Annotated in this window: 15 protein-coding genes; 6 read left to right on the top strand and 9 right to left on the bottom strand. The window is 62.3% G+C overall.

Features of this window, described 5'->3' with window-relative positions:
- Positions 1–175: 175 nt before the first annotated feature.
- The 3 genes from H0Z09_RS02155 to ilvD all read left to right on the top strand — a co-directional run bounded on the left by H0Z09_RS02155 (position 176) and on the right by ilvD (position 4,756).
- Positions 176–1,372 (top strand): class I SAM-dependent rRNA methyltransferase, encoded by a 1,197-nt coding sequence (locus H0Z09_RS02155; protein WP_015886370.1) that lies wholly within the window; start codon positions 176–178, stop codon positions 1,370–1,372.
- 125 nt (positions 1,373–1,497) lie between these two features.
- On the top strand, positions 1,498–2,688 hold the full coding sequence (locus H0Z09_RS02150; protein WP_124434379.1) for an MFS transporter: 1,191 nt from the start codon (positions 1,498–1,500) through the stop codon (positions 2,686–2,688).
- 226 nt (positions 2,689–2,914) lie between these two features.
- Complete coding sequence (gene ilvD / locus H0Z09_RS02145) at positions 2,915–4,756, top strand: dihydroxy-acid dehydratase (RefSeq protein ID WP_057723488.1); 1,842 nt, start codon at positions 2,915–2,917, stop codon at positions 4,754–4,756.
- A gap of 181 nt (positions 4,757–4,937) precedes the next feature.
- Here ilvD and H0Z09_RS02140 read toward each other — a convergent pair whose 3' ends face one another.
- The 4 genes from H0Z09_RS02140 to H0Z09_RS02125 form a co-directional block, all read right to left on the bottom strand.
- Positions 4,938–7,385, bottom strand: coding sequence for a TonB-dependent receptor (locus H0Z09_RS02140; protein WP_186686700.1), 2,448 nt, complete (start codon positions 7,383–7,385; stop codon positions 4,938–4,940).
- Between the two features lie 132 nt (positions 7,386–7,517).
- Positions 7,518–8,465, bottom strand: coding sequence for a FecR family protein (locus H0Z09_RS02135; RefSeq protein ID WP_186686698.1), 948 nt, complete (start codon positions 8,463–8,465; stop codon positions 7,518–7,520).
- On the bottom strand, positions 8,462–8,995 hold the full coding sequence (locus H0Z09_RS02130) for a sigma-70 family RNA polymerase sigma factor (RefSeq protein ID WP_186686695.1): 534 nt from the start codon (positions 8,993–8,995) through the stop codon (positions 8,462–8,464). The genes H0Z09_RS02135 and H0Z09_RS02130 overlap by 4 nt, the downstream gene beginning before the upstream one ends.
- 204 nt (positions 8,996–9,199) lie before the next feature.
- Positions 9,200–10,258, bottom strand: coding sequence for a haloacid dehalogenase-like hydrolase (locus tag H0Z09_RS02125; RefSeq protein WP_238340183.1), 1,059 nt, complete (start codon positions 10,256–10,258; stop codon positions 9,200–9,202).
- A gap of 241 nt (positions 10,259–10,499) precedes the next feature.
- Between H0Z09_RS02125 and H0Z09_RS02120 the strand changes: the two genes are divergently transcribed.
- Positions 10,500–11,891 carry an L-cystine transporter gene (locus H0Z09_RS02120; protein WP_186686692.1) on the top strand — a complete coding sequence of 464 codons (1,392 nt, stop codon included), beginning with the start codon at positions 10,500–10,502 and terminating at the stop codon, positions 11,889–11,891.
- A 147-nt stretch (positions 11,892–12,038) separates the two neighbouring features.
- On the opposite strand, the gene H0Z09_RS02115 is transcribed toward H0Z09_RS02120, so the two are convergent.
- Entirely contained in the window at positions 12,039–12,551 is a 513-nt protein-coding gene (locus tag H0Z09_RS02115) for a dihydrofolate reductase (protein WP_186686689.1), read from the bottom strand.
- Between the two features lie 69 nt (positions 12,552–12,620).
- Here H0Z09_RS02115 and H0Z09_RS02110 point away from each other — a divergent pair, with 69 nt between their 5' ends.
- Complete coding sequence (locus tag H0Z09_RS02110) at positions 12,621–14,000, top strand: DUF2868 domain-containing protein (RefSeq protein WP_186686686.1); 1,380 nt, start codon at positions 12,621–12,623, stop codon at positions 13,998–14,000.
- Complete coding sequence (locus tag H0Z09_RS02105; protein ID WP_186686685.1) at positions 13,993–15,360, top strand: GTPase/DUF3482 domain-containing protein; 1,368 nt, start codon at positions 13,993–13,995, stop codon at positions 15,358–15,360. The genes H0Z09_RS02110 and H0Z09_RS02105 overlap by 8 nt, the downstream gene beginning before the upstream one ends.
- Here H0Z09_RS02105 and H0Z09_RS02100 read toward each other — a convergent pair.
- The 4 genes from H0Z09_RS02100 to H0Z09_RS02085 form a co-directional block, all read right to left on the bottom strand.
- Positions 15,357–15,911 carry a phosphonate degradation HD-domain oxygenase gene (locus H0Z09_RS02100; RefSeq protein WP_186687002.1) on the bottom strand — a complete coding sequence of 185 codons (555 nt, stop codon included), beginning with the start codon at positions 15,909–15,911 and terminating at the stop codon, positions 15,357–15,359. The genes H0Z09_RS02105 and H0Z09_RS02100 overlap by 4 nt on opposite strands.
- Positions 15,911–17,044: a TIGR03364 family FAD-dependent oxidoreductase gene (locus tag H0Z09_RS02095; protein WP_186686684.1), complete on the bottom strand. Its 1,134-nt coding sequence runs from the start codon at positions 17,042–17,044 to the stop codon at positions 15,911–15,913. Before H0Z09_RS02095 ends, H0Z09_RS02100 begins: the two co-directional genes overlap by 1 nt.
- A 119-nt stretch (positions 17,045–17,163) precedes the next feature.
- Positions 17,164–18,186 carry a putative 2-aminoethylphosphonate ABC transporter substrate-binding protein gene (locus H0Z09_RS02090; protein ID WP_186686683.1) on the bottom strand — a complete coding sequence of 341 codons (1,023 nt, stop codon included), beginning with the start codon at positions 18,184–18,186 and terminating at the stop codon, positions 17,164–17,166.
- Between the two features lie 21 nt (positions 18,187–18,207).
- Positions 18,208–19,920 carry a putative 2-aminoethylphosphonate ABC transporter permease subunit gene (locus tag H0Z09_RS02085; RefSeq protein WP_186686682.1) on the bottom strand — a complete coding sequence of 571 codons (1,713 nt, stop codon included), beginning with the start codon at positions 19,918–19,920 and terminating at the stop codon, positions 18,208–18,210.
- Position 19,921 lies beyond the last annotated feature (1 nt).

Raw genomic sequence — 19,921 nt, 5'->3', positions numbered from 1 at the left:
TGATTGAAACGCGACCCCATGTGGGAGCGGGCTTGCTCGCGAATGCAGAGTGTCAGTCGATACATAAGTCGCTGATACACCGCTTTCGCGAGCAAGCCCGCTCCCACATGTCCGGCGGCGCCGCCAATTCCTACACAACGCGCTATAATCCCGCTCTTTTTTCCGGAGCGACGTCATGTCCCTGCCAAGCCTGCGCCTCAAAGCCAATGCCGATCGTCGTTTGCGCAACGGCCACCTGTGGGTCTACAGCAACGAAATCGACGTGGCGGCCACCCCGCTTCACGGCTTCCAGGCGGGCGACCAGGCTATCCTGGAAGCGGCCGGCGGCAAGACCCTGGGCATCGTGGCCATGAGCCCGAACAACCTGATCTGCGCCCGCCTGCTGTCGCGCGACATCAAGTTGCCGCTGGACAAGTCGCTGCTGGTGCACCGCCTCAACGTTGCCCTGTCCCTGCGTGACCGCCTGTTCGACAAGCCGTTCTACCGTCTGGTCTACGGCGACTCCGACCTGTTGCCAGGCCTGGTGGTCGACCGTTTCGGTGACATCCTGGTGGTGCAGATCGCCTCGGCGACCATGGAAGCCCACAAGGAAGACGTGATCGCCGCGCTGACCCAAGTGCTCAAGCCCAGCGGCATCCTGTTCAAGAACGACTCCGCCGCGCGCGACGCCGAAGGCCTCAACCGCTACGTCGAAACCGTATTCGGCCTGGTGCCGGAGTGGGTCGCGCTGGAAGAAAACGGCGTGAAGTTCGAAGCCCCGGTGATCCAGGGCCAGAAAACCGGCTGGTTCTACGACCACCGCATGAACCGCGCCCGCCTGGCCCCGTATGCCAAGGGCAAGCGCGTGCTTGACCTGTACAGCTACATCGGCGGCTGGGGCGTGCAAGCCGCCGCTTTCGGCGCCAGTGAAGTCTTCTGCGTCGACGCCTCCGCCTTCGCCCTTGACGGCGTGGAGCGCAACGCCGCGCTGAACGGCGTGGCCGAGAAGATGACCTGCATCGAAGGCGACGTGTTTGAAGCGTTGAAAGAACTGAAAGCCAGCGAAGAGCGCTTCGACGTGATCGTCGCCGACCCACCGGCCTTCATCAAACGCAAAAAAGACATGAAAAACGGCGAAGGCGCCTACCGCCGTCTCAACGAACAAGCCATGCGCCTGCTCAGCAAGGACGGCATCCTGGTCAGCGCTTCGTGCTCGATGCACTTGCCGGAAGATGACCTGCAAAACATCCTGCTGACCAGCGCCCGCCATTTGGACCGCAATATCCAGATGCTCGAGCGTGGCGGCCAGGGTCCGGATCATCCGGTGCATCCGGCGATTGTGGAGACGCGCTATATCAAGAGCATTACGTGCCGGTTGTTGCCCAATAGCTGATGCTGTCGCCCTGTAGGGGCTTCCGGGTTCCTACAGGCTTTCAGGAAATGTCATACCGCCCCAAGCTTTGACTTTCCGCTTTGCAGACTCGATCCTCGACCCCCTCACGGAACCGAGGCTGGCTCATGTCGAAGGCAACCACACTCGCTGAAAAACCGTTCATGGTTTTCTGGCTGATGACCATGACCCTGCTGGGTGTCTTCCCGCTTGACGTAGTACTGCCTTCCTTTCCCGCACTGGCTGAACACTTCCACACCTCGACCTCCCATATCGCTCGATCCGTCAGCCTGTTCGCCATTGGCTTTTCCTGCTCGATGCTGCTGATCGGCCCGCTGTCCGACAGGATCGGCCGCAAAAAACTGCTGCTGACCAGCATGGCCGTGGCAATCATTGGTGCGGCCGGGTGCCTGGCCGCCATGAACACGCCGCAATTCCTGTTCTTCCGCGTCATCCAGGCCATGGGCTGCGGCGGTTTCATACTGTCCCAAGCGCTGGTGCAGGATCTTTTTTTCGGCAGGGAACAGGAACGGTTGCGCATCGCAATGGCCACCGCAGGGGGTATCTTCATTTCGATTTCCCCGTTGCTGGGCGCGTGGTTGCAACTGCACTGGGGATGGCGAGCGAGCTTCTACGTATTTATCGCCCTCTGTGCAGCAACGTTGATCATGGCTCACAGGTTACTGCATGGCGGCTTGCCTCCAACCGCGCCAAGCCAGCAGGGTATTTTGAAGGCCTACGCCAAGGTCTTCGCCAATAGACATTTCGCCAGCTACGCCACGATCTCCGCGATCACTTTCGCGTGCCATTTCTCATTCATCGTCGTTTCACCGCTCATTTTCATGGATCAATTGAAGCTGTCGCCACATGAGTACTCATTGACCTTGCTCCTCTACGGCGGCGCCTACGTAGTAGGTGGCGTCTGCGCAGGTTTCCTGCACAAACGGCTGCAGGCGGCGACCCAAATGGCAGTCGGTCTGGTGCTGATCGCTATCTCTGGCGTGGTCATGCTGCTGTTGGCCTACCTGCTCGGTTTATCAATCCAGACCGTGCTGTTGCCCATGCTGCTCTGCACGGCGGGCACTACCATCACCCGGCCCATTTCGAACTCCAGGGCCATGAGCCTGTTTCCAGACAAAGCGGGGACGGCGGCGTCCGCGGTTGCGGCGGTGCTGTTTATTGCTGGCGGCTGTATCAGTGCGTTTATCAGCACCTTTACTCACCAGTTGAGCACTGCACTGGGCCTGTGTTTTCTGATCCTGAGCCTTGCAGCCCTGGCGTTGAACTCATGGGCACGGCGCCACCCGCACGTCCCGTAGCCGCTATCTTCGAGGATGCGCCCATTCCCTCCAGCCGCCAGCGGTGTAGAATCGGCCCTATTCATCGCCAGTCATCCCCCGGCGGGTTTATGAGCTCGAGGCCCAAGCAAGCGGCGATCCCGCGACGCGAGCGGCAACTTCCGGACACACGGCCATTTTCTGAGTGTTCCAGACGTCAATAGAAGCTCACTCCCTTTTGATACCGATTAGCCGCCCGGAGTGCTCCATGCCAGATTACCGCTCGAAAACATCCACCCACGGCCGCAACATGGCCGGCGCGCGCGCATTGTGGCGTGCCACGGGGATGAAGGATGACGACTTCAAGAAGCCGATCATCGCGATTGCCAACTCGTTCACTCAGTTCGTACCGGGCCACGTCCACCTCAAGGACCTGGGCCAACTGGTCGCCCGCGAGATCGAACGCGCCGGCGGCGTGGCCAAGGAATTCAACACCATCGCCGTGGACGACGGCATCGCCATGGGCCATGACGGCATGCTGTATTCCCTGCCGAGCCGCGAGATCATCGCCGACTCCGTGGAGTACATGGTCAACGCCCACTGCGCCGATGCCATCGTGTGCATCTCCAACTGCGACAAGATCACCCCCGGCATGCTGATGGCCGCCCTGCGCCTGAACATCCCGGTGATCTTCGTCTCCGGCGGCCCGATGGAAGCCGGCAAGACCAAGCTCGCCTCCCACGGCCTCGACCTGGTCGACGCCATGGTCATCGCCGCCGACTCCAGCGCTTCCGACGAGAAAGTCGCGGAGTACGAGCGCAGCGCGTGCCCGACCTGCGGTTCGTGCTCCGGCATGTTCACCGCCAACTCGATGAACTGCCTGGTGGAAGCCCTGGGCCTGGCCTTGCCGGGCAACGGTTCCACACTGGCCACCCATAGCGACCGCGAGCAGCTGTTCCTGCAGGCCGGCCGCACCATCGTCGAGTTGTGCAAGCGTTACTACACCGAGAACGATGAGTCGGTATTGCCGCGCAACATCGCCAACTTCAAGGCGTTCGAAAACGCCATGACCCTGGACATCGCCATGGGCGGTTCCACCAACACCATCCTGCACTTGCTGGCCGCAGCCCAGGAAGCCGAGATAGATTTCGACCTGCGCGACATCGACCGCCTGTCCCGTCATGTGCCGCAGTTGTGCAAGGTCGCGCCGAACATCCAGAAGTACCACATGGAAGACGTGCACCGCGCCGGAGGGATCTTCTCGATCCTCGGCTCGCTGGCCCGTGGTGGCCTGTTGCACACCGACCTGCCGACCGTACACAGCACGTCCCTCGCCGAAGGCATCGCCAAGTGGGATATCACCCAGACTGACGACGAAGCCGTGCACACCTTCTTCAAGGCAGGCCCGGCCGGCATCCCGACCCAGACGGCATTCAGCCAGTCGACCCGTTGGGACACCCTGGACGACGACCGTGAAAACGGCTGCATCCGCAGTGTCGAGCACGCCTACTCCCAGGAAGGCGGCCTGGCCGTGCTGTACGGCAACATCGCCCTGGACGGCTGCGTGGTCAAAACCGCCGGTGTGGATGAATCCATCCATGTCTTCGAAGGTCGCGCCAAGATCTACGAAAGCCAGGACAGCTCGGTACGCGGCATCCTCGCCGACGAAGTCAAAGAAGGCGACATCGTGATCATCCGCTACGAAGGCCCCAAAGGCGGCCCGGGCATGCAGGAGATGCTCTACCCGACGTCTTACCTGAAGTCCAAAGGCTTGGGCAAAGCCTGCGCGCTGCTGACCGATGGCCGTTTCTCCGGCGGTACTTCGGGCCTGTCCATCGGCCACGCTTCGCCGGAAGCCGCTGCCGGCGGCGCGATTGGCCTGGTGCAGGATGGCGACAAGGTGCTGATCGACATTCCGAACCGCTCGATCAACCTGTTGATCAGCGATGAAGAACTGGCGGCACGCCGGGTCGAGCAGGATAAGAAGGGTTGGAAGCCGGTTGAAAAACGTCCGCGTAAAGTGACGACCGCGCTGAAGGCTTATGCGCTGTTGGCGACCAGTGCCGACAAGGGTGCTGTGCGTAACAAGGCGATGCTTGACGGTCTGTAAACGTCGCCCATAAAAATGCCCCGCCAACTGCGGGGCATTTTTTTGCCTGGAGAAAACTCCCAAAACAGTGGAGATCAAATGTGGGAGCTGGCTTGCCTGCGATGGGATCGACTCGGTGTATCAGGCACACCGCGGTGCCTGCATCGCAGGCAAGCCAGCTCCCACATGGTCGGCGTTAGCCTTAGAACTGCGGGGTGTATGTGAGGGTAAACATCACATTGCGCGGATCGCCGTAGTAGTTACTGCCCCACGTCGCGTTGTACGCAGGGATGTAGTACTTCTTGTCGAACACATTGTTCAGGTTCGCCGCGACGGCGAATTCCTGGTTGATCCTGTAGGCCACTCGCGAATCCCACAGCGCGTTGCCCGGCACGCTGAAATTGCGGTCGTAGGCGACGGTGCTGCTTTGCGCGGTCACGCCGGCGCCAACGCTGACGTTGTTCCAGTCCCCCGGCAGTTGGTAATCACCCCAGACCTTGAGCTGATGCCTGGGTGTCCAGGTGCTGAAAATCTTGCCTTCGTAGGTGTTGTCCTTGAGGAATTGGGTGGTGTTGTAGGTGTAGCTGGAGACCAGTTGCAGGCCTGGCAGCACTTCACCGCTCAAGGTGGCTTCGAAACCCTGGCTGCGGACTTTGCCGGAGGCGACCGAGCAGTACCAGCCATTGCAGTTCATCGGCCCTTGCAGGTCCTGGACACCTCGGTTTTCCTGGTCGTAGCGGAAGATAGCAAACGAGGTGTTGAGTCGACCGTCGGCCAGTTCACCCTTGATGCCCAGCTCGTAGTTCTTGCCCTCGATAGGCTTGAGCAGCGAGCCGGAGGTAGTCAGGTTGGTCTGAGGCTCGAAGGCATCGGCGTAGCTGGCATAGGCCGACCATTGGTCATTCAGGGCATAGACCAGGCCAGCGTAAGGCGTGACTTTGCCAGAGGTTTGCGTGGTACTTTTCTCAGGGGCGTTGTACACACCGCGAGATCCGTCCTGGCCAATGTAGGCGTATTCATAATCACTGGCGCGGGCACCGACGATCAGAGTCAGTGGGTCCAGCAACTTCACGCGCCAGGTGCCGTAGACACCTTTCTGGCGGATATCGTACCAGCTCTTCGATGCGTTGCCCTGGGCGAACAACTGGTATTTGTCGCGCTGCGGCCGGTTGTGGTCGATGTTGAAAATATCCGCGCCGGCGGTTGCCGCCCGCGCCCACTGATCGTCGGTGGTGAGCTTGGAATAGTTAGCGCCCAGCACTATTTCCTGCCGGAAACCCAGGCCCTCGAACTTGCCGTTCAGATACACATCCGCGCCGCGGCTCTTGGTATTGAAATCGGTGACCCAGTCGACGTAACGCACGTTGCCGGTGGTGCCTGGGCTGGGGATCGCGTCCCACGTCGCCTGATAGGTCGCGTCGTTGTGTTCATCCATGGCGACCAGCGCGGCCTTAATTTTCCAGTCATCGTTGAAACGATGCTCCAGGTCGGCAAACACCTGGGTCTGGTTATTGACCGCACGGTTCCAACTGGCGCCCACGAACGTCGAGCGCGGCAGGCCTATGTCGTTGCCATTGGCGTAACGGGGCAGCGACATGAAGTTGGGCCGCGAGTGGCCCTTCTGGTTGCTGATGCCAACACCCACAGTGGTGTCTGGCGTGAAGTCATAGTCAACGGCGGCATAAACCGTTTGATTCCAGCCGCCGGCATAGTCGACGAACGAGTTGGTGGTGTCGTAATCCGCCACAAAGCGACCGCGTAAGGTGCCTTCGGCATTCAGCGGGCCACCGGCATCAACCTGGGTGCCGTAATGGTCCCAGGAGCCGGCCTTGGCGGTGATGGTCACGGCCGGCGCATGCTGGCCGCGCTTGCGCACCAGGTTCATGGTACCGCCTGGGCTGTTGGCGCCTTGCAGCAAGGCGGCAGGGCCGCGCAGGGTTTCGACACGATCGTAGATCGCCATGTTCTCGGTAAGGTAGCTGCCCAACGCGTAGGTGTTACGTGGAATGGGCACCCCGTCGTATTGCAGGGTGCCGATCTCGAAGCCTCGGGAAAAAATGAACATGCCCGGGCCAGGGGATTTGGTCGCGGTCAGGCCGGGGGTGCGCTTGACCACTTCAGAGAGTTTGGTGGTGTTCTGATCATCCATCTGTTTGCGGGTCATGACGCTGACCGATTGCGGGATGTCTTTGAGTTTCTGCTCACCCCGGCCCAGGGTCACCGCACCAGTGGTATAGGAACCGCTGCCCTCGGTGGTGACGCCCAACTGATCGGCGCTGATGGTGGTGGCGCCGACTTCAAGGGCGCCGCCTGCGTCCACACGTTTTTCCAGGGTGACGGTGTCCGCATTGATAAACGCCGCGCTCAGTTCAGTGCCACTCAACAGTTTGCCCAAGGCTTCGCGCTGCCCAAGGCTACCCTTCACTCCCGGTGACATCACCCCCTGTGTCAACTCACCTGACACCAGCACCTGCACCCGCGTCACCGCCGAAAATGCCGCCAGAGCACCATCCAGGTTCTGTCCTGGAATATCGAAGCGGTAGGTCTGGGCCTGTGTGGTCTCGGCGGCCTGCAAGTACAGCGGCGCGGTGCCGCAGGCCATGGAAATGGCCAGCGCCAGCAAGGGCTGTGCGGCGAATCGGTGTGCCATGGATGGTGCTCCCCGGTGCAAAACAGTCTGTGATCGGCGCCGCACTACTTGAGAGTGCTTACTATTTACGCCTCAGTGATCAAGGACGATGACTTGCGGGAAAACCCTGAAACTATTTTCAAAAAAATTTCGTCAGGACGCGTTGCCTTCGCGCAACACCAGTAAATACGGGGTGTAGTGCTCGGCGTGCAGGTTGAGGGTGTATTCCAACGCCTGAATCACGGCGTCGGGTTTGTCAATTTCAAACACACCCGATACCACACGATTGCGCAGTGCTTCGCCCAGCACCAGGGTCTTACCGGGCCAATAGCGGTTCAATTCGCTGACCACCTCCGACAGGGGTTGTTGACGAAATACCAACTGCCGCTGACGCCAGGCAAAGCCACTGGCCGGATCGAATCCGTGAGCATCACTAAGTCGCTGACCCTGATACTCAACGGCGCGGCCCGGCTCCAGATACACCGGCTCACCGCTGCCGGCACTGACCTGCACCTTGCCCTGCGCCACCTGCACCCGTGTCTGTCCGTCACGCCGCGCCACACTGAACCGGGTGCCCACCACCTTCACCCAGCCCTCGCCGGACTGAACCACGAAAGGTCGCGTCGGGTCTTGAGTCACGCTGAAAAAACCTTCGCCGCGCAACAGGCGAACCTGACGTTCACCACCGTTTATGCGGACTTGAATGGCGCTGTCGGTATTGAGCTGCAACTGGGAGCCGTCGGCCAATTGGACCGTGCGCGATTCGCCCGTGCCGGTGGTGTAGTCCGCGCGCAGACGGTCGAGCCAAGGCGTGTTCTGCACGGTCAGCCCCAGCGCGAGCAACACGGCGGCGGCACACGCCCAGCGCCGGACGGGTTTGCGCCAGGCAGCCTGCTCGGCGCGGCGGATCACCCGGGCTGGCTCCCGCAAACCGCCGAGCATCGCCTGCACTTCCTGCCAGGCATCGTCCTGGCCCTGCCCTTGGCCGAGCCAGAGGGCGAAGGCGTCCATCTCGGCGCAGGTCACGTCCTCGGCTTGCAGACGGAAATACCAGCCGGACGCTTCTTCGAACAACGCGTCGGCAGTGGGGGTGGCGGTCATGACCGACGTCCTTGGGTGCCGCAGGCGAGCCGCGTCTTGATGTAGGCGCGGCATTCAATCAAGGCGCGACGCAGTTGGTATTCCACGCTACGCGGGGTGATCGACAGGCGTTCACCAATTTCGCGGTAGGAAAGTTCGTCGACATGATAGAGCAGGAAGATCTGCCGAGTCGCTTCGGGCAACGCCAGGATCGCATCCTGCATCAGCTGTTCCTGCTGATAGGCAGCCAGTTGTTCGTCGGCACCGGGGTTGCCGCACGGCAGTTCTTCACTCGGCTCGCCTGCATCCAGGCGCTCGCGGCGGATAGCCTGGCGCTGATGATCGCGCACCAGGTTGCTGGCGATGGTAAAGAGGAAGGCCGGGAGGTTGTCGATCTTCTCCCCGGAGTCCAGGCGCGCCAGGCGCAGAAAGGATTCCTGGGTCAGGTCGGCGGCCACCTGGGCGCTGCCGGTGCGGCGGGTGACGAAAGCTTCGAGGGCTTTCTTCTGCTCCGCGAACAGGCGCGCGATCTGCGAATTCCAGGAGAGCACAGCACTACCTTGAGAAGGTCAGGAAGTGCGCACGCTAGCAGAGGATGAGATTAGTTCGCAATTGATATCTATTTTAACTGGGGATTTGTGGTGCGCTTGCGGCCGCCTTCGCGGGCAAGCCCGCTCCCACAGTTGACCGAGTTCCAGCATGAGAATGCGGTCGAATGTGGGAGCGGGCTTGCTCGCGAAGCAGGCAACTCGGTCTTACTGAATCTCCTCAGGCTTGACGATCACCCAGTTCTTATCCGCCGTCACCTGCAACCCTTCCTTGGCCTGAGCCGCCGCGTGCTTGGCGATCATGCCGTTAAGCTGCGTCATGTATTTGTCCTTGCGGTTGATCCACAGGTGGATGCCGCCCTTGGCCACGTCCACATCGTGAAACAGCATATAACCATCGCTGGTCGGGGTATCGCCACCGACCAGTACCGGTTTTTTCCATTCGTCGATGTAGGTCAGGATCGCCGCGTGCTTGCCGGCCATCCAGGTGGCCGGGGTCCACAGGTAGGGCGTGAGTTCCAGGCCGAGGTTGGCCTGCTCGTCATATTTGCCGGCGGTGATCTGTTTACGCGCAGTGGTCAGCTCACCGGTCTTGCGGTCCTTGAGCAAGGTGGTCACGCCGATCACGTTCTGGGGCTTGACGTTGTAGCCGTACTTCGGATCAGCGGCGACCATGCGCACCAACTCTTCCGAAGCGGCGGTCATCACGTACACCTCGATGCCGTTTTCCATCAGCTTGTTGTACAGCTCGGCCTGGCCGGTGAAGACTTTTGGCGGTTGCACCTCAGACTTTTTCACCACGTCGCCTTCGAAGTAGCTGACCGGCACGGGCTTGCCGGAGGCCATCAGCTCATCGACCTGCACCTTGAGCTCCTTGAGCGTGAACCCCGAAAACACTTGGGCGACCCAAGGGTAGCAGACCATGTCGTCCACTTCGCAGAGGCGATAGTAGTAACTGAACAGGCTCTCCTTATGGTCGGCGGTGTCTTTGAACGGCATCAGCTTGAGCGACGGGTCAAGGCTGTCGCGGGTGATCAGGCCTTTGTTTTCCATGTAGGGCAACAGCGACTCTTCGAGGTCATAGCGGTAGCTGGTGTTGTCCATGTCGAACACCGCAAAGTTACCCTTGTTGGCGTTGGCGGCGATCATTTCGTTCAGTTGCTTGGCGGCAGGCGCGGGCCAATGTTTCAACTCGGTGGCGGCGAACGCCTGGCTGGCGAGTCCCAGGCAAAGTGCGGCGGCTAGTAGTTTCGGCACGAGCTTCATAGGCGTTGTCTCCCTGAGTGAAAGACATCGACGCTAACAAATCCCTGTGACAGTTACCGCCCGAGCGCGACCGCTTGCATCGTGATCGCGCCAGCGGCATGTGCCTGAGCGCCAAATGCTTATTCCAAAAACGACAGTCATCATTCCACATTGATATTAAATCAATATATTTCAAAGTGTTAGGCTGCCCGGCTCGCAATCGCAGGCTCACGCGATTGGCTGCCCTTTCAACGGAGCTTCAATGAATCTGCCCCTGATTCTCAACTTATTGGTGTTCGTGGCCCTGTTGCTGGGCCTGGCACAAACCCGTCGCACGAACTGGAGCCTGGCCAAGAAGGTGCTATTCGCCCTCGTCCTTGGCGTGGTGTTCGGTGCGGTTCTGCACACGATCTACGGCGACGGCCATCCGGTGCTCAAAGCCTCCATCGGCTGGTTCGACCTGGTGGGTAACGGCTACGTCCAATTGCTGCAGATGATCGTGATCCCGCTGGTGTTCGCCTCGATCCTCAGCGCCGTGGCGCGCCTGCATAACGCCTCGTCACTGGGCAAGATCAGCTTCCTGACCATAGGCACGTTGCTGTTCACCACCGCCATCGCGGCGCTGATCGGTATCGCCCTGACCAACCTGTTCGGCCTTACGGCCGAAGGCCTGGTGGCCGGCACCCAGGAAATGGCGCGCCTGCAAGTGATCCAGAGCGATTACGCCGGCAAGGTGGCCAACCTGAATGTCCCGCAACTGCTGCTGTCGTTCGTGCCGGCCAACCCGTTCGCCGACCTGGCGCGGGCGAAGCCGACCTCGATCATCAGCGTGGTGATTTTCGCCGCCTTCCTGGGAGTTGCCGCGCTGCAACTGCTCAAGGATGACGTGGAAAAAGGCCAGAAAGTGCTCAACGCCATCGACACCCTGCAAGCCTGGGTGATGCGTCTGGTGCGCCTGGTGATGAAGCTCACGCCCTACGGTGTGCTGGCGCTGATGACCAAAGTGGTCGCCGGTTCCAACCTGCAGGACATCATCAAGCTCGGCAGTTTTGTGGTGGTGTCTTACCTGGCCCTGGGCCTGATGTTCGTGGTGCACGGCCTGCTACTGTCCCTGGCCGGGATCAACCCGCTGCGCTTTTTCCGCAAGGTATGGCCGGTGCTGACCTTTGCCTTCACCAGCCGCTCCAGCGCGGCGGCGATCCCGCTGAGCATCGAAGCGCAGACCCGCCGCCTGGGCATCCCGCAATCCATCGCCGGGTTTGCCGCCTCGTTTGGCGCGACGATTGGCCAGAACGGCTGCGCCGGTCTTTACCCTGCGATGTTGGCAGTGATGGTCGCCCCGACGGTGGGCATCAACCCGCTGGACCCGCTGTGGATCGCGACCCTGGTGGCGATAGTGACCCTGAGTTCGGCCGGCGTTGCCGGGGTGGGCGGCGGAGCGACATTCGCCGCGCTGATCGTACTGCCGGCCATGGGCCTGCCGGTGTCGCTGGTGGCGCTGCTGATTTCCGTGGAGCCGCTGATCGACATGGGCCGCACGGCGTTGAACGTCAACGGTTCGATGACGGCTGGGGCGATTACCAGCCAGGTCATGGGGCAGACGGATAAGGAACTGTTGAATGCGGATGAGCATGCTGAGTTAGCGCAGGCCTGAAGCCAATAACAGTAGTGAGCGGGCTTGCCCCGCGCTGGGTGGCGAAGCCGCCCCATCTCAGACGCTGAGTTTTTCCAGATAAAACTGAGGTGCCCGGGTTTGGGGCGGCTTCGCCACCCAGCGCGGGGCAAGCCCGCTCACTACAAGTTAGATTTTTTCCCAGACTTCAAAGTTGTACGCTGGCTTATCGCCTTCAGCTGGGTTCTCCAGATTTGAAACCAGCTTCCACTGGCTCCGATCAAACTCCGGAAACCACGCATCCCCTTCCGGGCTCAACGCGACCCGCGTCAAATACAAGCGATCCGCGTGTTCCAACCCCTGCGCATATAGCTGCGCACCGCCGATCAGCATCAGCTCGTCCACGCCCTGCTCCAGCGCCCAGGCCTCGGCGCGTTGCACTGCGGCCTCCAGTGACGGAAACACTTGCGCACCTTCCAGCACCAGGCCGGTCTGACGGCTGACCACCAGGTTCAAGCGCCCCGGCAACGGTCGGCCCAGGGAATCCCAGGTCTTGCGCCCCATGATGATCGGCTTGCCCAAGGTGGTGGCCTTGAAATATTTGAAATCCCCCGGCAAATGCCAGGGCATGCTGTTGTCGACGCCGATCACGCGGTTTTCACCGAGGGCTGCGATCAGGCTGAGAGGGAGAGTTTTTTTCATGCCGACGAGAATACCAGAGCCACGACCCAGCGGTTATGCTCCAACCTCATTGACTCAACAGGAAGGCGCGTGACTGCACTGACTCCCTTGCACACACTCTGGCTGACAGAAACCGTGCGCCTGCGTGAAGAGCACGCCGGGCCCCTTGAAGACCTGGAAGCCAACCGCCTGGCCCGCACGGCCGGCGGTGACTTGCCCACGCGCATCCAGCACCGCGCCCTGCACCTGGCCGAGCGCGACGGCCTGACAGGCGCCCTCACCCGCTGGCTGCAAGGCGCGCGCCTGGCGCTGGTGCTGCTGGCGATCGTCGCGGTGATCAGCGGCGCCGGACTGGCCTTTGCCGCGATGGGCAATGGCCTGACGCCAGTGAACGTGTTCTGGGCCTTGGGCAGCCTGCTCGGTTTGAATCTGCTCCTGCTGATCAGTTGGGCCCTGGGCCTGCTGTTTGCCGGCGAGCACAGCGCCAGCCTCGGGCGCCTGTGGCTGTGGCTCAGCGAAAAACTTGCGCGTGACGCCAAGGCCGCGCAACTGGCTCCGGCGTTGTTACTGCTGTTGCAGCGCCAGAAGCTCAACCGCTGGGCCGTGGGCGTGCTGGTCAACAGCCTGTGGTTGCTGGCGTTGCTCAGCGCCATGCTGATTCTTCTTACGCTGCTTGCCACCCGCCGCTACGGCTTCGTGTGGGAAACCACCATTCTTGGCGCCGACACCTTCGTCGCCGTGACCCAGGCGCTCGGCACCCTGCCGGCGTTGCTGGGCTTTAACGTGCCGACCGTCGACATGATCCGCGCCAGCGGCGATTCCGCGCTGAACATCGAGAGCGCGCGCCAGGCCTGGGCCGCCTGGTTGGTCGGCGTGCTGCTGGTGTATGGCCTGCTGCCGCGCCTGATCCTCGCCCTGCTGTGCCTGTGGCGCTGGAAACGCGGGCGCGCCGCCCTGCGCCTGGACTTGAACCTGCCCGGCTACAGCCAACTGCGCGAACGCCTGATGCCGAGCAGTGAACGCCTGGGCGTCAACGATGCCGCGCCGCAACAACTGCATCAGGTCAGCGGTGGCGTCAACGAACTGGAAAGCGAAGGCGCCCTGGTGGTCGCCATCGAACTGGACGACCAGCACACCTGGCCACCCAAACTGCCAGCCGGCGTAAAAAACGCCGGCATCCTAGACAGCCGCGAATCGCGCCACACACTGCTGGACCAACTGACGCGCTTTCCGCCCGCACGCCTGGCCATCGCCTGCGACCCGCGCCGCTCGCCGGATCGCGGCAGCCTGGCGCTGATCGCCGAACTCGCGCGCAGCGCCACCGCGACCCGCGTATGGCTGCTGCAAGCGCCGCCGGGCCAGGCGCTGGACGCCGAGAGGCTCGGCGATTGGCACGCCGCGCTGCAACAACTGGAACTGCCCTTCGCCGACTGCGCGCCGCTGAATTGGCTGGAGACCGGTCATGACTAAACCGCTGAAACTCGCCGTGGTCGGCCACACCAATGTGGGCAAGACATCCCTGCTGCGCACGCTGACCCGTGATGTCGGCTTCGGCGAGGTGTCCCATCGCCCCAGCACCACCCGGCATGTCGAAGGTGCGCGGTTGTCGGTGGAGGGTGAAGCCTTATTGGAGCTGTACGACACGCCCGGCCTGGAAGACGCCATCGCCCTGCTCGACTATCTGGAGCGCCTGGACCGCCCCGGCGAACGCCTCGACGGCCCGGCTCGCCTGGCGCGCTTCCTCGAGGGCAGCGAAGCACGCCAGCGTTTCGAACAGGAAGCCAAGGTGCTGCGCCAACTGCTGGCGTCCGATGCGGGGCTGTATGTGATCGACGCCCGCGAACCAGTGCTGGCCAAGTACCGCGATGAGCTGCAAGTGCTGGCCAGCTGCGGCAAGCCGTTGCTGCCGGTGCTCAACTTCGTCAGCAGCAACGACCACCGCGAGCCCGACTGGCGCGAAGCCCTGGCCCGCCTGGGCCTGCATGCGCTGGTGCGCTTCGACAGCGTGGCGCCGCCGGAAGACGGCGAGCGGCGGCTGTATGAAAGCCTGGCCCTGCTGCTGGAAACCGCGCGGCCGCAATTGGAGCGCTTGATTCTTGACCAGCAAGCGCAACGCCAGGCCCGTCAGCAAAGCGCTGCACGGCTCATCGCGGAACTGCTGATCGACTGCGCCGCCTGCCGACGCAGCGTGGTCACCGAAGATGAACCGCAAGCCATCGGCGACCTGCGCAAAGCCGTGCGCCAACGTGAACAAAAGTGTGTCGAAGCGCTGCTCAAGCTGTTCGGCTTCCGCCCCCAGGACGCCGCCGCCAGCGACTTGCCGCTGTTGGACGGGCGCTGGGGCGATGACCTGTTCAACCCCGAAACCCTCAAGCAGCTCGGCGTGCGCGTCGGTGGCGGAATCGCCGCTGGCGCGGCGGCGGGTGCCGGCGTGGATTTACTGGTCGGCGGGCTGACCCTGGGCGCCGCTGCCCTGGCCGGCGCGATTGCCGGTGGCGCGCTGCAAACCGCGCGCAGCTACGGCGGGCGCCTGCTGGGCAAGATCAAGGGCCAGCGCGAACTGACCGTCGACGACAGCGTTTTGCGCCTGCTCGCCCTGCGCCAACGCCAGTTGCTCAAGGCCCTGAATCTGCGCGGGCATGCGGCGATGCACAGCATCAAGGTCGACACGCCCCAGGACAAGACCTGGCGCGAAGGCAAATTGCCCGACGCTTTGCACAAAGCTCGCGCCCATCCGCAATGGTCGTCCCTCAACCCTCACGCCAAGCTGAGCCAGGCCGAGCGTCAGGAACAGGTCGAAGCCCTGGCCCGGCGCCTGGACGAAACCTAAGCCGCCAGCACCTGCCTAGCCTTGGCCTTGAGCAGTTCAAGGTCGAGCACAGGCACGTGCATCTCCTTCGCCTGCTCGTCCCAATGGCGCAGGCGCAAGCTCACCGCATAGAGCGGGTCCTGTTCGAAGGCTCGGGCCTCTTCGGCGCTCATCACTGCGCCTTGATAAGCCAGGGTGCGGCGGCTGGCTTCGCTCAGGCGAGCGTAGTAGTCCGGCTGGCTGAAGGTGAGATAACGCTTGGCCTGCACGTGGTACTCCACCAGTCTGGCCAGGCGTTCGCTGAACCCTGCATGACGCAAATAATCCGCGCCCAAGCGCTCATGGCTGACCACGCCGTAACCGCCCATGTTTTCGCCGCCCTGCCCGCATAAATGCCCGATGTCGTGAAAAAACGCCGCCAGTATCACTTCGTCATCAACGCCCTCGGCCATGGCCAACTGCGCCGCCTGGGACATGTGCTCGATCTGCGACACCGGCTCGCCGATGTAATCCGCCGCGCCGTGCCGCTCGTACAAACCGAAGACGTCGGCAATCGCCTGTTCCGGGTGCATCATGCAGTGCCCCACAAAGCGCGGATATTTCGCTCGGCCAGCGCCGGCCCTACGCTCATGCCCACACCGGTGTGCATCAATGCCGCGCTCACGCCGGGCGCTGCCCGCAGGAACGAAAACGGCCCCGGCCCGCGCGAGCCGTAAACACCCTGCCACCGCTCCACCACCTGAACCGCGCAGCCGAGGGTCTGCTCGGCCAGTTCGATCATCCAGTCATCGACCTGCTCGGCGTTGAAGGGCGACGCATCGCGGCCGTAATCATGGGAGTCGCCGATGATCAGCTCGCCATGGGGCGTCGGGCTGATCAACAAGTGAATGCCGTGTTCCTGCAGGTGCGGTGTCTCACGCAGGATCTGCGCCTGTACCGGCGCCGCTTCCGGCAGGTCGGCAAAAGCGCCGTAATGCACGCAACTCAAGCCGGTGAGCAAGGCGTGTTGCAGGTTCAGGTTCACCGCCGGCCGCGCGCGCAGCATTTGCAGGCGGCAGACACTCGGGTTGAGCTCGGCGAGCGCTTCGGCCAGCAGGGTCTGATAGTCGTGGCCGGAGCAGACGATGATCTGCTCGCCGCGAAAACTTCCCGCCGTGCTGTGCGCCTGGCCCGGTTCGACGCCGCGCACCAAGGTGGAGAAGTGAAATTCGACGTTCAACTCAGTGCGCAGGTAATTGATCAACGCCGGGATCGCTTCGCGCGAATACAGCTGCTGATCATCTTTGCCATGCAGCGCGGCGCGGTGATGGCGGAACTGGCCGCCGTACAGGGCCTTCATTGCTGGACCTTGCAGCAGTTCGACGTTGTAGCCGTGTTCTTTCGCACGCCCGCTGCAAAAAGCTTCCAGTAAGTGCTCTTCGGCTTCGGTGCGGGCAAACAGGTACGAACCGTTGTGCTTGAGCTGCAGGCCCGCGGCCTGGGCCCAGTGGCCCCAGATGCCGCGGCTTTCTCGTGCCAGGTCCAGCATCGGCCCCGGTGGTTGGCCGGTCACCAGTGCCTGACCGAAGTTGCGTACCGAGGCGCCGAGCGGTGTGGCGCTGCGTTCGAAGACTTTGACCTTGAGGCCGCGTTTGGCGGCGGCGAAGGCGTGGGAAAGCCCGAGGATACCGGCGCCGATGATCAGCAAGTCGCTGTGGTGTGTCATGAAGTGGTGTCCTGAATTCGAGGCCGCCATCGCAGGCAAGCCAGCTCCCACCTTTGGAATGCATTCCCCTGTGGGAGCCGGGCTTGCCCGCGATGAGGCCATCAGCCCAAACCGAGCATTTACTGACCGGCGACCTTCTCCGACTTACCGTCATAGCGCTTGCGCCATTCGGTGAGGATGCTGTCGCGGTTCTTCGACGCCCAGGCAAAGTCGTTCTTGATCAAACGCTGTTCGTAGTCAGCCGGCAATTCGGTCTGCGGCTTGGCGATACCCGGCTGGGCGAGGACGGCAAAGTTGTCCTTGTAAAGGTCCATCGCGGCGGGGCTGGCGGAGAAGTCGGCGAGTTTTTTCGCGGCATCGGCGTGGGCAGTGCCCTTGATCACGGCGGTGGCTTCGATGTCCCAACCCAGGCCTTCCTTGGGCAGGATGATGTCCAGTGGCGCGCCCTGGCGTTTCAACTGCACGGCCGGGTACTCGAAGGATATGCCGATCGGGAACTCGCCCGACGCCGCCAGCTTGCACGGTTTGGAGCCGGAGTGAACGTACTGGCCGATGTTCTGGTGCAGGTCATCCATGTACTGCCAGCCCTGCTTTTCGCCAAAGGTCTGCAGCCAGGCGCTGACGTCCAGGAAACCGGTGCCGGACGAGGCCGGGTTGGGCATGACGATCTTGCCCTTGTACTCAGGCTTGGTCAGGTCTTGCCAGCTCACGGGCTTGGTCAGGCCCTGCTTTTCGGCTTCGACGGTGTTGAAGCAGATGGTCGCGGCCCACACGTCCATGCCGACCCAGGCCGGCGGGTTGGCGGCGTCGCGGTAGTTTTTGCCGATCTTGTCCAGGTCCTTCGGTGCGTAGCTATCGAGCATGCCCTGCTGGTCGAGGATCGCCAGGCTGGAGGCGGCCAGGCCCCACACCACGTCGGCCTGGGGGCGGTCTTTTTCGGCCAGCAGCTTGGCGGTAATGATGCCGGTGGAGTCGCGCACCCACTTGATCTCGATATCCGGGTTGGCCTGTTCGAAGGTCTTTTTGTAGGTCTTCAGTTGCTCGGCTTCAAGGGCCGTGTACACGGTGAGTTCGGTCTTGGCGAAGGCATTCAGGCTGAATGCGGTGAGTACGGCAGCGACCAGCGCCAGGGGCTTGAACATGGAGCACCTCCTTCGGGATGTTTATTGACCGGGCGCCGTCTGGCGCCAGGCTTGGGAGCGACGCAGCGCGCCACGTGAGGCCCACGCCAGCAGCAGCGAAACGCTGGCTGAGGTGAACAGGATCAGGGTGGACATGGCCGCCGCGCCGCCCACATTGCCGGCGTCGTCCATGTTCAACACGGCGACGGCCGCGAGAATGGTGTCGGGGCTGTAGAGAAAAATCGCGGCGGACACGGTGGTCATCGCCGACACAAACAGGTAACGCAGGATATCCAGCAGCGCCGGCAGACAGATCGGCACGGTGACGCGCAAATAGTGGCGGTACAGTGGCGCTTTCAAGGACAACGCGGCGGCTTCGAACTCGGCGTCCAGCTGGCGCAACGCGGTGGTCGCGGTCATCTGCGCGGTGGTCAAATAGTGCGCAATGGTGCACACCACCAGCAGGGTCATGGTCCCGTAGAACACATGCAGCGGGTTGCCGCTGAGGTTGAAAAAGAACACGTAGCCCAGGCCCAGCACCAGCCCCGGCACTGCCATCGGCACAAAAGTGAGCAGGCGCAGCGCCAGGTTCAGACCCTTCTGGCCCTTGGTTTTTTCCATCAGGTACGCGCCGGTGAAAATCAGCACACTGCCGATCAACGCCGTGCACACCGCCAGGGTCAGGCTGTTGCGATAGGCCAACCAGCCGCCGCCCGCCGTGTCCTCGAACTGGTAATGCTTGAGCGACAGCGACAGGTTGTACGGCCAGAACTTCACCAGCGAGGAATACACCGCCATGCCGAACACCAGCAGCAACACGGCGCAGACCAGCAGCACGATCGCCAGGTAGCAACCGTCTCGCACCCTGGATGGTGCCGGTTGGAACACCTGGGCGCGGCCACTCATGGAATCGCCCTGACGACGGCGCAGCCAGGCATCCACACCAAAGCTGAACAGCGCCGGCAGCAGCAACACCATGCCGATCAGGGCGCCGCGACCGAACTGCTGCTGGCCGACCACCGCCTTGTAGGCTTCCAGCGCCAGCACCTGATAATCGCCACCCACCACCACAGGCACGCCGAAGTCAGTGATGGTCAGGGTGAACACCAGGCAAAACGCGGCGAACACCGCCTGGCGCGTAGCCGGCCAAGTGATGCTGCGAAACGCCCGGGCCGGGCTGGCGCCCATGCTTGAGGCAGCGTCAAACAGGCGCGCATCCGCCAGGGACAGCGCCGACAGCAGAATCATCAAGGCATGTGGGAAGGTGTAGATCACCTCACCCAGCACAATGCCCCAGAAGCCGTAGATATTCTCCGAGAGCAACCCGCGCAACAGGCCCTGGTTGCCGAACAGATAGACCAGCGCAATGCCCGGCAGCATCGACGGCGCCATCAGCGGCAGCAATGACAGACCGCGCCAGATCGCCTTGCCGGGAATCAAGGTGCGTTGCAGGGCGTAGGCAAACAGGTAAGCCAGCGGTACGACAATAGCCGCCACGCTGAGGGAAACTTTCAGACTATTGCCCAACAGCCAGTGGAAGTTGGCGCTGGCAATCAATGCCTGCGCAGCGACCAGGCCACCGCCCTGCCCGGCTTCGCTACTGAAACCACGCCAGAAGATTGCCAGCAATGGCAGCAACACCGCCACCGCCAACAGGCACAGCCACAGCCATTTGCCGCCGACCACGAAAATACGATCACCCAGCTCGGCACGGGACATCTGCCGTGGCACGGGCAACGTCATGACAGCGGCCATC

The sequence above is a fragment of the Pseudomonas sp. SWRI18 genome (assembly GCF_014268345.1).
GTDB classification, from domain to species: domain Bacteria; phylum Pseudomonadota; class Gammaproteobacteria; order Pseudomonadales; family Pseudomonadaceae; genus Aquipseudomonas; species Aquipseudomonas cedrina.
This window is presented reverse-complemented; position numbering and strand designations above follow the sequence as displayed.